General features: G+C 62.6%; 19 protein-coding genes. 6 read left to right on the top strand and 13 right to left on the bottom strand.

Translation table 11 applies throughout. From position 1 onward, the window contains the following. Positions 1-34 precede the first annotated feature (34 nt). The gene (locus F2P45_RS02830) at positions 35-490 is read right to left on the bottom strand and encodes a YaiI/YqxD family protein (RefSeq protein WP_166870687.1); all 456 of its coding nucleotides are present in this window, start codon (positions 488-490) and stop codon (positions 35-37) included. A 191-nt stretch (positions 491-681) separates the two neighbouring features. Here F2P45_RS02830 and F2P45_RS02825 point away from each other — a divergent pair, with 191 nt between their 5' ends. From F2P45_RS02825 to F2P45_RS02815, 3 genes are all read left to right on the top strand, one after another. Continuing rightward, complete coding sequence (locus tag F2P45_RS02825) at positions 682-1,101, top strand: hypothetical protein (protein WP_166870349.1); 420 nt, start codon at positions 682-684, stop codon at positions 1,099-1,101. Positions 1,102-1,246: 145 nt separating this feature from the next. Beyond that, entirely contained in the window at positions 1,247-1,423 is a 177-nt protein-coding gene (locus F2P45_RS02820; protein ID WP_166870347.1) for a hypothetical protein, read from the top strand. 4 nt (positions 1,424-1,427) lie between these two features. Beyond that, positions 1,428-2,003, top strand: coding sequence for a hypothetical protein (locus tag F2P45_RS02815; RefSeq protein WP_166870345.1), 576 nt, complete (start codon positions 1,428-1,430; stop codon positions 2,001-2,003). A 223-nt stretch (positions 2,004-2,226) separates the two neighbouring features. Here the strand turns inward: F2P45_RS02815 and F2P45_RS02810 are convergent, their stop codons facing one another. Further along, on the bottom strand, positions 2,227-2,556 hold the full coding sequence (locus tag F2P45_RS02810; protein ID WP_166870343.1) for a YnfA family protein: 330 nt from the start codon (positions 2,554-2,556) through the stop codon (positions 2,227-2,229). Positions 2,557-2,602: 46 nt separating this feature from the next. Beyond that, positions 2,603-3,187: a DUF4291 domain-containing protein gene (locus F2P45_RS02805; protein WP_166870341.1), complete on the bottom strand. Its 585-nt coding sequence runs from the start codon at positions 3,185-3,187 to the stop codon at positions 2,603-2,605. Between the two features lie 141 nt (positions 3,188-3,328). Between F2P45_RS02805 and yidD the strand changes: the two genes are divergently transcribed. After that, positions 3,329-3,781 (top strand): membrane protein insertion efficiency factor YidD, encoded by a 453-nt coding sequence (gene yidD / locus F2P45_RS02800; RefSeq protein WP_166870339.1) that lies wholly within the window; start codon positions 3,329-3,331, stop codon positions 3,779-3,781. Between the two features lies 1 nt (position 3,782). Here yidD and ruvB read toward each other — a convergent pair whose 3' ends face one another. The 10 genes from ruvB to tyrS form a co-directional block, all read right to left on the bottom strand. Continuing rightward, entirely contained in the window at positions 3,783-4,847 is a 1,065-nt protein-coding gene (gene ruvB, locus F2P45_RS02795) for a Holliday junction branch migration DNA helicase RuvB (RefSeq protein ID WP_166870337.1), read from the bottom strand. Between the two features lie 37 nt (positions 4,848-4,884). After that, positions 4,885-5,463 (bottom strand): Holliday junction branch migration protein RuvA, encoded by a 579-nt coding sequence (gene ruvA / locus F2P45_RS02790; protein ID WP_166870335.1) that lies wholly within the window; start codon positions 5,461-5,463, stop codon positions 4,885-4,887. A 20-nt stretch (positions 5,464-5,483) separates the two neighbouring features. Continuing rightward, the gene (gene ruvC / locus F2P45_RS02785; protein ID WP_166870333.1) at positions 5,484-6,020 is read right to left on the bottom strand and encodes a crossover junction endodeoxyribonuclease RuvC; all 537 of its coding nucleotides are present in this window, start codon (positions 6,018-6,020) and stop codon (positions 5,484-5,486) included. 60 nt (positions 6,021-6,080) lie between these two features. After that, positions 6,081-7,652 carry a bifunctional phosphoribosylaminoimidazolecarboxamide formyltransferase/IMP cyclohydrolase gene (gene purH, locus F2P45_RS02780; RefSeq protein ID WP_166870331.1) on the bottom strand — a complete coding sequence of 524 codons (1,572 nt, stop codon included), beginning with the start codon at positions 7,650-7,652 and terminating at the stop codon, positions 6,081-6,083. Between the two features lie 107 nt (positions 7,653-7,759). Then, on the bottom strand, positions 7,760-7,993 hold the full coding sequence (locus tag F2P45_RS02775; protein ID WP_054266301.1) for a helix-turn-helix domain-containing protein: 234 nt from the start codon (positions 7,991-7,993) through the stop codon (positions 7,760-7,762). A gap of 94 nt (positions 7,994-8,087) precedes the next feature. Next, on the bottom strand, positions 8,088-9,113 hold the full coding sequence (gene dusB / locus F2P45_RS02770) for a tRNA dihydrouridine synthase DusB (RefSeq protein ID WP_166870329.1): 1,026 nt from the start codon (positions 9,111-9,113) through the stop codon (positions 8,088-8,090). Positions 9,114-9,241: 128 nt separating this feature from the next. Beyond that, positions 9,242-9,889, bottom strand: coding sequence for a histidine phosphatase family protein (locus F2P45_RS02765; RefSeq protein WP_166870327.1), 648 nt, complete (start codon positions 9,887-9,889; stop codon positions 9,242-9,244). Positions 9,890-9,934: 45 nt separating this feature from the next. After that, positions 9,935-10,600, bottom strand: a complete 666-nt coding sequence (locus F2P45_RS02760) for a YbhB/YbcL family Raf kinase inhibitor-like protein (RefSeq protein WP_166870325.1) — start codon at positions 10,598-10,600, stop codon at positions 9,935-9,937. A gap of 48 nt (positions 10,601-10,648) precedes the next feature. Further along, positions 10,649-11,095 (bottom strand): D-aminoacyl-tRNA deacylase, encoded by a 447-nt coding sequence (dtd, locus tag F2P45_RS02755; RefSeq protein WP_166870323.1) that lies wholly within the window; start codon positions 11,093-11,095, stop codon positions 10,649-10,651. Beyond that, entirely contained in the window at positions 11,092-12,357 is a 1,266-nt protein-coding gene (gene tyrS / locus F2P45_RS02750) for a tyrosine--tRNA ligase (RefSeq protein WP_166870321.1), read from the bottom strand. Before tyrS ends, dtd begins: the two co-directional genes overlap by 4 nt. Before the next feature lie 172 nt (positions 12,358-12,529). On the opposite strand from tyrS, the gene F2P45_RS02745 reads away from it, so the two are divergent. Then, the gene (locus F2P45_RS02745; protein ID WP_166870319.1) at positions 12,530-13,894 is read left to right on the top strand and encodes a M23 family metallopeptidase; all 1,365 of its coding nucleotides are present in this window, start codon (positions 12,530-12,532) and stop codon (positions 13,892-13,894) included. Between the two features lie 87 nt (positions 13,895-13,981). Beyond that, positions 13,982-15,082 (top strand): anhydro-N-acetylmuramic acid kinase, encoded by a 1,101-nt coding sequence (locus F2P45_RS02740; RefSeq protein WP_166870317.1) that lies wholly within the window; start codon positions 13,982-13,984, stop codon positions 15,080-15,082. Positions 15,083-15,098 lie beyond the last annotated feature (16 nt).

Raw genomic sequence — 15,098 nt, 5'->3', positions numbered from 1 at the left:
CGAAATCGACGCCGAAGCCTCATCCTACACCTCCTCAGGCTCGTTTGGCATAGCGCGCCAGATGGCGGTCAAGCTGGTTGGCGAAGTTCTGGCGGTCGGCCTGGCCGAAAGGTGCCGGGCCGCCGGTGTCGACGCCGCTGCCGCGCAATTCATCCATGAATTTGCGCATGGTGAGCATCTGGGCGATGTTGTCGTTGGTGTAGAACTCGCCGCGCGGATTGAGCGCGAAGCCGCCCTTGAGCAGCACGTCGGCGGCCAGCGGAATGTCGCCGGTCACCACCAGGTCGCCCGGGTTGAGCAGGCGCACGATTTCGGCATCGGCCACATCGGCCCCGGACGGCACCTGCACCGCGCGCACGAAGCGCGACGGCGGCACCCGCATGAGCTGGTTGGCGACCAGGGTCACGTTCAGTTGCAGGCGCTCGGCCACGCGGTACAGGATGTCTTTGATCACGACCGGACAGGCATCGGCATCGACCCAGATTTGCATCATCTTCAGTTCTTTCTTGACGGGTTGGCAGCGGGTGCGCGCAGTATAGCGCTTCGCCTTGGCGCCTCGCCTTGGCGGCGCGTTGGCACCACATCGAAACATGTGTTATCTTCCGACAAGTTTGATAATGATCATGCAATTTTTCTGTAAACCTTGCCGGACACTGGTCCGTTGCATCATACGGAGTCCGGATGTTACTTTTACAGGCGCTCGCCTTCCTGGCGGGCCTGGCTGCCTTGTTGGCCACCTCGATCACCTTGCTGCCGCCGGCGCAGCTGCATCCGTTTGCCGGCGGCGCGACCTTGCCGTTGATGCTTGCGGGTATTCTGGCGTTCGCCGGCGGTTACTTTTTCTTTGCGGTGAGCGGCTCTCGTACGCTGCGCTCGGCCTGGCGGCGCAGGCTGGCGGTGCTGATTGTGCTGTTCCAGCTGTTTGCGGGCGGCGCCATGATCTACCGGTATCCGGAACCGGCCGCGCTGGGCGTGATGTTATCGCTGCTGTGCGTGTCGGTGTTCATGTTCACCTCGTTTGTGTGGCCGGCCAGGCGCGATCCGGGGTATCGGCCGGCGCGCTGGCGCAAGCGCGCAGAAGATGGCATGCCACTTCACTAAGTCTACTAGACAAGAAAGTGCAATGCTTATCCAAGCTTGACTGACCACGCATGCCAGCGGGCGCCGGCACAGCCGATGAGCAGCCTTGATCCAGCGTAATTTGCGGAGCATACTCCGCAGTCCGCAACGCTTGGAATTGGCTGTCATGAAAAAACCGCATCTCACGGCAACAGTCTGCTTCGCGCTGGCCGTCGCACTGTATTTCTATATGCCATCGATAGAATACGCAGCCGGTTTCGCGCTGCTCGGCATGTTCTTCGAACTCTCGGCGTGGAAAAAATTCCTGACGCGGGACCGGAAAAATCCGCCGCCAGGCCAGTAATATCATGAGGATGGATAAGATAACGTCGCACCTGACCGTCGTTTTCCTTGCCGGGGCGGCAACGCTGATGCCGGCACGGGCAGCCACCGACTGGATATTGCCTTTGATCGACACCAAACCTCTTCTTGTCGAGAACCTGGGGTTTCAAGTCAGCTTGTACAGCGCGGATGATCGGGGGTCGGGTCAGTTTGTTTTTGCCGTCCACAGAAACAAGCTCCTCATCAAGCTCGAGGCCATGGATGGGATAGCGCCAGTCATTCTTCTTCCAAACCAATACGGTTGGCCGGCTGGTGTCGCCGGTATCGGATATGGCGAGGGCGCGCACCAGCGTACGATCAGGTATTTCAAGCTTCGTACCAATGACGTTAAAGAAATCGGTACGATCAGCAGCAGTGCCTGCATTTACCCAAGTCCGGGCAGGCCCGGGGTGGTAGAGGCGATCGATGAGCACAGGGGTATAGTCACTTCGACCACGTACAGGGTGGAGCGCACGCGGATCCGAAAACTCCGCTCAGGGACCATGACGCCATCGCAGGACAAGGTCGTGAGCAAAATGTGCTCTGAACATGGGTTACGTTAGTTTGGCGCCGATCCGAAGAACTGCATCGTGCGGTTCGGTGTAATTCATATCATTTGAGGATGTGAATTCACTTAAGTGACGACACTGCGCGCAAGCGCAGCTGAAGAATATTGCGTGGTTTCGACGACGTCAGTTGTATTTTTTGATCGGCTTTGTTGGCGCGTTGGCGCGGCAATTTTTCTCAAATATGGGCCGGGCAAATGCGCTTGCCGCAACGATGCTCCTACTGCGACGGCTGCAAGGCAATCATCGCCATCCCCGCCAGCGCCAGCGCGGCTCCGGCGACATCGAAACGGCTCAGCGCCACACCATCGACAAACCGCAACCACAGCAGGGCCACGCAAATGTACGCCCCACCGTAAGCCGCGTAGGTGCGTCCCGCCGCCGCCGGATGCAGCGTGAGCAGCCACGCGAACAGGGCCAGCGACAGGGCCGCCGGAATCAGCAGCCACGCGCTCTTGCCTTGCTTGAGCACCAGCCACGGCAGGTAACAGCCGACGATTTCCGCCAGCGCGGTCACGAAGAAGAGCAGCACCAGCTTCAGGATGTCCAAACCGTTTCCTTTTCAGTGTGCGTCAGCCCAAGCTGTCGGGCGCCGTTCACGATCGATACACCCGTTCCACCGGCAGCCTGGCGCGCGCCTCCTCCAGCCGCCCCGCTTGCACCAGCGCATGAATCTCGTGCGCCAGCGGCGTGACGTCGGTGATGCCGCGTATCCACTGCGTCACGTACAGCTTCACCGCTTCCTTGCTCAGCCCAATCTGAATCGAGCGGTGCGGCAGCTTGTGCAGATGCAGGTCGCGTTCCGGGTCCCACTGTATGCGCACCGGAAACAGATCCTTATTGAACCCGGCGGCAGCGTCGACATCGCCTTCCGCGTGACTCAGGCAGCCGTGCTCCAGCGCCCAGGCGAACCCTTCCCGGCTGATATCAATCGCCAGGATGCGGCGCTGGCCGGCATCCTTGAAGCCCCATCCGGCGCGGTACATCATCCACAGAAACGATGGCTTGATCCAGGTCATGCGCTCCATCTTGAATGGCGGCGACACGAAGGTTCCCCTCGCAAGGGCGGCATCGGCAACTTCGTTCGAATACGCCTGGTAGACGCGGATGGTGGCGTCGTCGTACACGGCGCGAATCTGCCGCTGGGGCACGTCCGATGTCCCCTGAATCGATGCATGCATGCGTCTTCTCTCCTAGTTTACGGTAGATAATCCTCGTAAATACCTGCTTGTTCTGGAAGGATCGCAAGATCATACTCCTGAAAAACAATATTTCCTGAAGTCAAAACAGGCGCCGCGCCCAGCGATGGCGACAAGCCCACCATGATGAAAACACTCGCGCTCTCGGCGATCGGTTTCTACCAGCGCCATCTGTCGCCCTACAAGGGGTTTTGCTGCGCCTACTGCGCCTACACGGGCAACGCCAGCTGCTCCGCCTTCGGCGCGCGCGCCATCCGCCGCTATGGCGTGTGGGATGGCATGGCGGTGCTGCGCGGACGCCTGCGCAAATGCGGCGTCGCCTATCGCCGCTATCGCCCGCCTCCACCACGGCCCTTGCTGGTCAAGCCCAGGCAGAACGGCGATTGCGACCTGCCCTGCGACCTCCCCTGCGACCGTTCGTGCGACCAGCTCTCCCCCTGCAATGCCTGCGATGCGGTATCGAACTGCGTCGACGCCAAAGATTGCTGGGACTGGTGGCGGGATCGCCGCAAACGGCGCCAGGAAGAAGAACTCCTCTACATCCCGCCACGCAACCCGCGCGACCAACGCCGCTGACTCAGGGCGCCAGGTTATCCCACAAGTCGCCCGTCGGGCTGGTGCGCGGCGCGGCCAGGCCGAAGTGCTGGTAGGCCAGCGGCGTGGCGATCCGCCCGCGCGGGGTGCGCTGCAAATAGCCCTGCTGGATCAGATAGGGTTCGAGCACGTCTTCGATCGTATCGCTCTCTTCGCCGATGGCCGCCGCCAGGTTGCCGATGCCGACCGGGCCGCCGCCGAACTTGAACAGCACCGCTTCAAGGAGTTTGCGGTCCATGACGTCGAAACCGACCGAGTCGACGTCCAGCATGACCAGCGCGGCATCGGCCATGGGCTTGGTGATTTCGCCGGTACCCTTGACCTCGGCGTAATCGCGCACGCGCCGCAGCAGGCGGTTGGCGATACGCGGCGTGCCGCGCGCGCGCAGGGCGATTTCGCGCGCGCCTTCTTCGACGATCGGCGCATTGAGCAAGGACGCGCTGCGCGTGACGATGCGCGTCAGTTCCGCCGTGTTATAGAACTCCAGCCGCGCCACGATGCCGAAGCGGTCGCGCAGCGGATTGGTCAGCATGCCGGCGCGCGTGGTCGCCCCCACCAGCGTAAACGGCTGCAAATCGAGCTTGACCGACCGCGCCGCCGGCCCTTCGCCGATCATGATGTCGATCTGGTAGTCTTCCAGCGCCGGATACAGGATCTCTTCCACCACCGGCGACAGGCGGTGGATCTCGTCGATGAACAGCACGTCGTTCGCTTCGAGATTGGTCAATATCGCCGCCAGGTCGCCCGGGCGCTCCAGCACCGGGCCGGAGGTCTGGCGCAGGTTCACGCCCATTTCGCGCGCGATGATGTGCGCCAGGGTGGTCTTGCCCAGCCCCGGCGGCCCGAACAGCAAGGTGTGGTCGAGCGCTTCGCGCCGCTTGCGCGCGGCCGAGATGAAAATCTCGAGCTGGCCGCGAATCTTCTCCTGGCCGACGTATTCGTCGAGCTGCTTGGGCCGCAGCGCGCGTTCGATCGCCTCTTCGTTGGGCGACGCGGGCGTGGGCGCAATGATGCGCTGCTCGCTGAAGTCGTCGGTCTGGATACTCATGAATGAACCTTAGGGTAAATGTTAGCGCAGCTGAAACTCAGCCTTTGGACAGCGCCTTGAGCGCGAACTTGATGCCGTCCGAAACGGTGCTGCCGGCCGGCATATTGCGCAGCGCGGCCGTGGCTTCCTTGTCAGAATACCCCAAGGCCAGCAGCGCATTCAAAATGTCGGATTGCGCATCGTGCTGCACCACGCCGCCCACCGAGCCGAGGTCGGCGCCGAGCTTGCCTTTCAGTTCCAGCAGCAAACGTTCCGCCGTCTTCTTGCCGATGCCGGGCACCTTCACCAGGCGCCCCGCTTCCTGCAAGGTCACGGCCTGCGCCAGGTCGTTGACCGTCATGCCGGACAGGATCGACAGCGCCGTGCGCGCCCCCACGCCAGTGATCTTGATCAACTGGCGGAACACGGCGCGCTCGGCCGCATTGCCGAAGCCAAACAGCAGGTGCGCATCCTCGCGGATCGCCTGGTGCGTGAACAGGGTGACCTGCGCGCCGAGCGCCGGCAAGTCGTAATAGGTACTCATCGGCACATCGATTTCATAGCCGACGCCGTTGCAATCGACCAGCAACTGCGGCGGATTTTTTTCGAGCAAAATTCCGGAAATACGTCCGATCATGGGGGGACCTTCAAGCGAGGTTAAACGAGACGGCCGCGCTTCATGCGCAGGCCGGAAAGCGAAGGCGCCAGCGCGCCGAGCAGCGCCAGCGCGTCGACACTGTTGGCATGGCAGATGGCCACGCCGAGCGCATCGGCGGCATCGGTCCCGGGCAGGCCGGGCAGCACCAGCAGGCGCGCCACCATTTCCTGCACCTGTTCCTTGGCCGCCTTGCCGTGGCCGGTGACGGCCTGCTTGACCTGCAAGGCGGTGTACTCGGCCACCGACAGGTCGGCGCCGACCAGCGCGGTAATGGCGGCGCCGCGTGCTTGCCCGAGCAGCAAGGTCGATTGGGGATTGACGTTGACGAAGACTTTTTCCACCGCCGCGCAATCGGGCTGGTAGGTGCGGACGATCTCGGCGATCCCATTGAGGATGATCTTGAGACGGCCCGGGAGCTCGCCTTCCGACACCGTCTTGATGGTGCCGGACGCGATGTAGCGCAGCTTGTTGCCCTGCTTTTCGATAAGCCCGAAGCCTGTGGTGCGCAGGCCCGGGTCAATGCCAAGAATAATCATGGACGAATGGTATACCGCCGGAGAAACTTCGGTATACCAAACTTGCGCGCCCCGTCGACATTAATGACGGAAATGGCGCGCGCCGGTGTACAGCATCACCACGCCGCGCTCGTCGGCGGCGTCGATCACTTCCTGGTCGCGCATCGAACCGCCCGGATGGATCACGCAGGTCGCGCCCGCATCCACCACCACGTCGAGGCCGTCGCGGAACGGGAAGAAGGCATCCGACGCCACGGCCGAACCGGCCAGGGTCAGGCCGGCGTTCTGGGCCTTGATCGACGCGATGCGGGCCGAGTCGATGCGGCTCATCTGGCCGGCGCCCACGCCCAGGGTCATGCCGTTGGCGCAGAAGACAATCGCGTTCGATTTCACGAACTTGGCCACGCGCCAGGCGAACATCATGTCTTGCAGTTGCTGCTGGGTCGGCTGCTTCTTGGTGACCACGCGCAATTCTTCCAGGCCGACATTCTTGGCGTCCGGCGACTGCACCAGCAGGCCGCCGCCGACGCGCTTGACGTCGAACGGGTTGTTGGACGCACCGAGTTCAATTTCCAGCAGGCGCACGTTGTGCTTGGCCGCCATGATGGCGCGCGCCTCAAGAGTGAACGATGGCGCGATCAGCACTTCCACGAACAGCTTGGCGATCGCTTCGGCGGTCTTGCCGTCGAGCTCGACGTTCAGGGCGATGATGCCTCCAAAAGCCGAAGTCGGGTCGGTCTGCAAGGCGCGGCTGTACGCGTCCAGCGCATCGGTGCCGATGGCCACGCCGCATGGATTGGCATGCTTGACGATCACGCAGCCGGCCGGCTGGCCCAGGCCGCCCAGCGACTTGACGCATTCCCACGCCGCATCGGCGTCGGCGATATTGTTGTACGACAGTTCCTTGCCCTGCAATTGCTTGTAGGCGGACAAGGAACCGGCGGCCGGCGCCAGGTCGCGGTAGAACGCGGCCGACTGGTGCGGGTTTTCGCCGTAGCGCATGTCCTGCACTTTTTCGAACGTCATGTTCAGCGTCTGTGGATAGGCCGCGCGCGTGGCGTGCGCCTTGTCTTCACCCAGGCTGGTCAGGTAGTTGGTGATGGCGCCGTCGTATTGCGCGGTGTGAGCGAACACTTTCTTCGCCAGGCGGAACTTGGTGTCGTACGGCACAACACCTGCGGTGACCTCGGCCAGCACCTGCGCGTAATCGCTCGGATCGCAGATGACGATCACATCCTTGTGGTTCTTGGCAGCCGAGCGCAGCATGGTCGGGCCGCCGATGTCGATGTTTTCGATCGCGTCTTCCAGCGAGCAGTCATCCTTGGCCACGGTCGCCTGGAACGGATACAGGTTGACCACCACCATGTCGATGGTCGGAATGTCATGTTCGCTCAGCTTGGCGACATGCTCCGGAAAATCGCGGCGCGCCAGGATGCCGCCATGGACTTTCGGGTGCAGGGTCTTGACCCGGCCATCGAGCATTTCGGGAAAGCCCGTGTAGTCCGCCACTTCCGTGACGGCCACGCCGTTGTCGGCCAGCAGCTTGGCGGTACCGCCGGTGGACAGGATGCCGACGCCGAGCGCGGACAAGGCGCGTGCAAAGTCGAGCACGCCGGTCTTGTCGGAGACGGAAATGAGAGCTTGTTTGATCATGGTGAGTGGCCTGGTTGTGGAGTATTCGGTATTTGCACTGGCGCACCCCTCGGGCGCGATGGGCTCGCGCTCGATAGCACGGCCACTCAGTGTGTGCTAATGACTAATTACAGCAATCCGTGTTCCTGCAATTTCTTCCGCAAGGTATTACGGTTGATGCCCAGCATCTGGGCCGCGTGCGACTGGTTGCCTTCCGCTCGCGTCATGACGACTTCGAGAATCGGCTTTTCGACGGTGAGGACCACCATGTCGTAGATGTTCGATGCCTGCTGCTCGCCCAGGTCGTTGAAATACTCTTCAAGACTCTTCTGGACAACTTCCTGGATACTTTCTTTGCTCATATGATGTTGGTGCTTTTCTGCGGATTAAATGTTTCGCCGCGGCTCTGCAGGCAGCGGTCGTTCCGGTATGTCGTCTTGCTAGCTGAGTGCCGTGTCAGGCTGCCAATGCTACTTGAGCAACGCCCGCGGGCCGGTATTGTAACCGTTCGCCATGAATGTGTTGGGTTTCAAAAAATGCATCGACGGCGCGCAACTGCGCATCGGTCGATTCGAGCAGGTTCATTTGCTGGCGGAATTCTTCGCCGCCGATCAGGTCGCGTACATACCAGCCGATATGCTTGCGCGCCGTGCGCACGCCCAAAAACTCGCCATAGAAAGCATAGTGCGCCTGCAAGTGTTCGTTCATCAGCGCGCGCACTTCTTCCACGGCCGGGGCCGGCAGGTGCAGGCCGGTACGCAGGTAATGGTCGACTTCGCGGCAGATCCATGGCCGGCCTTGCGCCGCGCGCCCGATCATGATCGCGTCGGCCCCGGTGACGGCCAGCACGTGTTTGGCCTTTTCGGGCGTGGTGATGTCGCCGTTGGCGACCACCGGAATGGCTACCTGCGCCTTGACGGCGGCAATGGTGTCGTACTCGGCGTCGCCGCTGTAGCCGTCGGCGCGGGTGCGGCCGTGCAGGGTCAGCATCTGGATGCCGGCCTGTTCGGCGATGCGGGCGATGCGCAGGGCGTTCTTGTTTTCGCGGTTCCAGCCGGTGCGAAACTTCAATGTCACCGGCACGTCGACCGCGCGCACCACGGCGACCAAAATCTGTTCGACCAGGTCTTCGTGCTGCAGCAAGGCCGAGCCGCACCAGCTGTTGCACACCTTCTTGACCGGGCAACCCATATTGATATCGATGATCTGGGCGCCACGGTCGACATTGAATTTGGCGCAGTCGGCCAGGTCTTGCGGATCGGCGCCGGCGATCTGGACCGCTTTCGGCTCCATTTCGCCTTCGTGGTCGGTGCGGCGCGAACTCTTTTCGGTGGCCCACAGGCGCGGGTTCGAGGCGGCCATTTCGGACACCGCATAGCCGGCGCCCAGCTGTTTGCACAGTTGTCGGAAAGGACGATCCGTCACGCCCGCCATGGGTGCAACGAAAACATTATTGCGCAGCAAGTAAGGACCAATTTGCACGGGCGGGACGCTCAGAGTTTGCGGGAACCCTCTATTTTACCCGAAGTGCTGCTCAATTAATAAGCACTATTTTTCATTTGACAGCACCGCCGCACCACAAAAACCGGATCGGGCAGGGTTCCCGCGTCTCAGCTGAGCTCGTCCAGCACCTTCGCTTGCAGGTGGCCGACCTCGCCCCAGCCGACCAGGCTCAGCTTGCCGCCGTCCACGCGGAAGCGGTTGATGCTGGCGTTGAGCACCGGAAAGTCGCGTGGCGTTTCCAGCGACAGGCCGAGGGCGGCGCGGTAGGCGCATTCGAGCACGCCGCCGTGGGCCACCAGGGCCAGGGTCTGGCCGGGATGCGCGTCGCCCCAGTGGACGATGGCCGCGACGGCGCGCTGGTAAAACTGGCGGAACGTTTCGGCCACCCGGGCGCCGGACGGCATCGGCGCATCGATTTCGCGTGCCTGCCAGGCGGCGAACTCGACCGGAAAGCGCTGTTCGATCTCGCTGTACAGCAAGCCTTCGAAGCCGCCGAAGCAGCGTTCGCGCAGCAAGGGATCGCGTTGCACCGGCATGGCGCGCGTGCGGGCCACGGCGTCGGCGGTCGCGGCGGCGCGTTGCAGGTCGCTCGACACGATCACGTCGATCCGCTCGCTTGCCAGGGCGCCGGCCGTGGCTGCGGCCTGGCGCAGGCCCTCGTCGTTGAGGGCGATGTCGATATGGCCCTGGAGGCGGCGTTCGGCGTTCCAGGCGGTTTCGCCGTGGCGGATCAGAATGATAGTGGTCGGGGGCATGGGTAAGCCGGGCACGCCGTGCCCGGACTGAAAAGGTTGCGTTCTTTAAGGAACCAGGGTGGCGGCGAGTTCGGGATTGAGCGAATACACGCCCACCATCTGCGCCTCGTCGAGGATGTGGCCGCGAATGGCCAGGCGTGCTTCCGGCCCGGTAAAGCGCCCTTCGAGCGCCAGGCGCGGAATGTCGAGCGCGTAGATGCAGAATATATACGTATGCACGCGCAGGTCGTTCCACGGTGGACATGGGCCATCGTAGCCGTAATACTCGCCCGCCATGTCCGGATCGCTCACGAACCAGCTGGTGTAATCGTTCACGCCCTGGCGCAACTGATGTTCGGTGCCGTTCTTGATGGTGAACGGCACCAGCGGCCCCGGTTTGCCGTGCGGCGTGACCCCTTCCGAGAACTTGCCTTCGGTAACCGAGCGCATGGCGACGGGAATATCGACCAGGGTCCAGTGATAGAAATCGGCGCGCGGCAACTCTTCCGCCACGACCACGCCTTCCTTGTTGACATTGGTGCCGACCGTGGGCGCGTCGATATCGTAGCAAAACAGGATCAGCGACTGGGTGCCGCTGGGCACATCGTCCCAGGCCAGGTGCGGGTTGCGGTTGGTGGACAGGCAGGTGTGCGCGCCTGGGTCGATCGCGGCAAAGGCGCACGCGGCGGGAATCAGGCCGCCATCGGTAAAGGAATCACTCCAGAGTCTCATCGCAACCTCCTGTACTGATGATATTGACCACAAACGGCCCGCTTGGTTTCATTTTGGGTGCACTTGCAGCCAAAAAGTGACCGGTCCGTCATTCGTCAGCGACACTTTCATGTCGGCACCGAACTGGCCGGTCTCGACCGTAGCATGGCGGGCGCGGGCCTGGCGCACCACATGGTCGAACAGGCGCAAGCCATCCTGCGGGCTGGCAGCCGGGGTGAACGACGGCCGCGTGCCCGATTTGGTGTCCGCCGCCAGAGTGAACTGGGGCACCAGCAACAGACCGCCGTTGGTATCAAGCACGCTGCGGTTCATCTTGCCGGCTTCGTCGCCAAACACGCGGTAGCCGAGCAATTTGGTCAGCAGGGCGTCGCCTTCCTTCTCGCTGTCGCCCTTTTCGGCGCACAGCAAGACCAGTAAACCAGCCTCGATGGCGCCGATGGTGGCGCCATCGACCACCACGCTGGCGTGGCTGACCCGTTGCAGCAGCGCGATCATGCCTTGAAGGTCACGCGGGCGAACTTGCGGCGGCCAACTTGCAGCACGAAGCTGCCGGCTTCGATTTTCAAGGTCTTGTCGCTGACCACGGCGCTGTCGATGCGCACCCCGCCCTGCTCAACCATACGCATCGCTTCCGAGGTCGACGCACACAGGCCGGTTTTCTTGAGCAAGTGGGCAATGCCCATTGGCGCGCCATCGACCGTCATTTCAGGCGCATCATCGGGAATGCCTCCTGCGGAACGGTTGACGAAGTCGGCCAGCGCGCTTTCCGCGGCTGCGGCCGAGTGGAAACGCGTGACGATTTCTTGCCCCAGAGCCACTTTAGCATCGCGCGGATTGCGCCCGCCGTCGATTTCCGCCTTGAGGGCGGCGATATCGGCCATCGAACGGAAGGACAGCAGCTCGAAGTAACGCCACATCATCACGTCCGAAATGCTCATCAGCTTGGCGAACATGGTGTTGGCCGGTTCGGTGATACCGATATAGTTGTTCTTCGACTTGGACATCTTGTCCACACCGTCGAGCCCTTCGAGCAGCGGCATGGTCAGGATGCACTGCTGTTCCTGGCCGTAATCCTTCTGCAGCTCGCGGCCGACCAGCAAATTGAATTTCTGGTCGGTACCGCCCAGCTCCAGATCGGCCTTCAAGGCGACCGAATCGTACCCCTGCATCAAAGGATAAAGGAACTCGTGGATCGATATTGGTGTCCCACTCTTGAAACGCTTGGTGAAGTCGTCCCGTTCCATCATGCGGGCAACGGTGTAACGCGAAGACAGCTGGATCATGCCGCGCGCGCCGAGCGGATCGCACCACTCGGAGTTGTAGCGAATTTCCGTGCGCGACGGGTCCAGCACCAGCGAAGCCTGCTTGAAGTAGGTCATCGCGTTTTCTTCGATCTGCTCTTTAGTGAGCGGCGGGCGCGTGACGTTGCGGCCCGACGGATCGCCGATCATCGAGGTAAAGTCGCCGATCAAGAAGATGACCTGGTGGCCGAGGTCTTGCAGCTGGCGCATCTTGTTCAGCACCACGGTGTGGCCCAGATGCAGGTCGGGGGCGGTCGGGTCGAGGCCGAGCTTGATGCGCAGCGGCGTGCCGGATTTCTCGGAGCGGGCCAGCTTTTGGGCGAATTCGCTCTCGATCAGCAGCTCGTCGACGCCGCGCTTGGTGATGGCCAGCGCTTCCAGCACGGTGTCCGTCAGCGGCAGTACAGGTGACCCTTGCGCAGGGGCGGCAGGCTTGGAGGTGGCAGATGTTGTCATAGGTGCTTTGTAATAAATCTGTAGCAAAGTGTCGAAATTGTTGGGAAGCTTCAAAAGTTTGATATACTGCTCGATCCGATTAATCTTGCCCAATGAAAACTAAACAAAACAATAACAAGAAATAGTTCAGTGCTCAACGCGAATGTTCAAGCGGCAAATTTTAACTGATTGCATGGACCCTACAAACAAATTCACAGGCAAACGCTTGACCGGCCTGCTAGGAACAACGCGAAAGCAGCGCATCGTCAGCGCTGGCGCGGTCTTTCTCGCAGTGTGCGCATTCGGTGCCGCGGGCGTAGCGCCCCTGGCCCCCGATGCGTCCGACCTGCCGGTCAAATCGATCGCACAAAATCTGGAACTGCCGAACCTGGCCGACCAGATCGCTGCGCTGCAGAAAGACGACCAGCAATTCATCCACGAAGAGAAGGTGCGTCCGGGCGATACGCTCGCCGCCCTGCTCACGCGTCTGGGTGTGGACGATGCCGCAGCAGTCGAATTCATCAAGTCCGATAAAGTCGCCAAAGCCGTGATGCAACTCAAGACCGGCAAGCGGGTCCAGGCGCAGACCGATGAAAATGGCGAACTGCAATGGTTGCGCGCCACCGTCGCCGACGGTCGCGACACCCCGGTCAAACAGATTTCGATCACCCGCAGCGGCGACAAGTTCGCCGCCGAGGAAGCACCAGCGAAGCTGGAACGCCGGGTTGAAATGCGGGCCCGCGAAATCAACAACTCGCTCTACTCGGCGACCGACGCCACCACCGACGGCGGCAAGCTGCCCGACGCGATCGTCGCCCAGATCATCGAAATGTTCTCCACCAGTATCGACTTCCGTTCCGACCTGAAACGCGGCGACCGCTTCAACGTGGTCTACGAAACCTTCTGGCAAGACGGCGAAATGGTACGCGCCGGGCGCATCCTGGCAGGCGAATTCGTCAACCGCGGCGTGACTTACCAGTCCGTCTGGTACGAAGACCCGATCAGCAAGCAAGGTGGCTACTACACCTTCGACGGCAAAGCCCTCAAAAAAGCCTTCCTCAAATCCCCCCTCGAATTTTCCCGTATTTCCTCCGGCTTCTCGATGCGCTCGCATCCGATTTCCGGCTCCTGGAAAGCCCACAAAGGCGTCGACTTCGCCGCTGCCAACGGCACGCCGATCCGCGCGTCCGGCGACGGCGTGATCGACTTCGCCGGCGTGCAGGGCGGCTACGGCAACCTGGTCAGCATCAAGCACTGGGCCAACTACACCACCGCCTACGCCCACATGAGCCGTTTCGCGCCGGGCATCCGCAAGGGTAGCAAGGTCAGCCAGGGTGATGTGATCGGCTATGTCGGCTCGACCGGCTGGTCGACCGGCGCCCACCTGCACTACGAATTCCGCGTCAACAACGAAGCCGTCGATCCGATGTCGATCAAGGTCCTGGCGCAAGCGCCAATGACCCCGGCCGAACGCGCCCGCTTCCAGATCGCCGCGGGCGACATGTCGCACCGCTTCGCGCTGCTGCGTCCGACCACGGCATCGAACATGGCGCGCTAACGCTTCAGCGCGTACCATACGAGGGCAGGAACCGGATGACCGGCTCCTGCCCTTTTTTTCGCCTGCAATTTTCAGATCGGAACAGACATGAGCACGGATTCGACCCTCTACATCGGCATGATGTCCGGGACCAGCATGGATGGCGTCGATGGCGTGCTGGCCGATTTTGCCGGCGGCGCCATCCGCACCCTGGAAGCGGCCTTCGTGCCCTTCCCCGACGCCCTGCGCGCCGACCTGATGGCCCTGCAAGGCAGCGGCGACAATGAAATCGCCCGCGAAGCGCTGGCCGCCGCGCACCTGGCCGGCTGCTACGCCGAATGCGTGGCGGCCCTGCTGCCGGCCGCGCCCGGCCCGGTGCGGGCACTGGCCGCGCACGGGCAAACGGTGCGTCACCGGCCCGAGCTCGGCTACACGCGCCAGATCAACCACCCCGCCCTGCTGGCCGAACTGACCGGGATCGACGTCATCGCCGACTTCCGCGCGCGCGACGTGGCCGCCGGCGGCCAGGGCGCGCCGCTGGTGCCGGCTTTCCACCAGGCCTGCTTCGGCCAGCCCGGCCAGGTCCGCGTGGTGATCAATATCGGCGGCATCGCCAACATCAGCGTGCTGCATGCCGACGGCTCGGTCAGCGGCTTCGATACCGGTCCCGGCAATGTGCTGATGGATCACTGGATCGGCCTGCACCAAGGCAAGGCCTACGACGCCGGCGGCGCCTGGGCGGCCAGCGGACGAGTCGATCCGACCCTGCTCGGCATTTTGCTCGACGAACCGTATTTTCGCCTGGCGGCGCCGAAAAGCACCGGGCGCGACCTGTTCCACGCCGACTGGCTGGCGCACGGCCTGGCGCAGGCGCCATCGATGCCGCCTGAAGACGTGCAGGCGACCCTGACCGCGCTGACGGCAGTGACGATCGCGCGCGCCATCCATCAGCAGGCCAGCGAGGTCGAAGCGGTATATGTGTGCGGCGGCGGAGCGTACAACGGCGCGCTGCTGCGCGAACTGGCGCAAGCGCTGGGCGGCAAGACCAAGGTGGAAACAAGCGACGCCCTGGGCGTCGCCCCGAATCACGTCGAAGCGCTGGCGTTCGCGTGGCTGGGCTACCGCTTCACACGGCGCGAAACGGGCAATCTGCCCCAGGTGACGGGGGCGAAGGGACCCAGGATCCTGGGCGCCCTTTATCCTGCGTAAGACGGCAGGCGGCCGC

Source organism: Massilia mucilaginosa (assembly GCF_011682145.1).
GTDB classification, from domain to species: Bacteria; Pseudomonadota; Gammaproteobacteria; order Burkholderiales; family Burkholderiaceae_D; genus Telluria_A; species Telluria_A mucilaginosa.
Note: the sequence above shows the minus strand (reverse complement) of the source record. Positions and strands in the feature narration are given on the sequence as shown.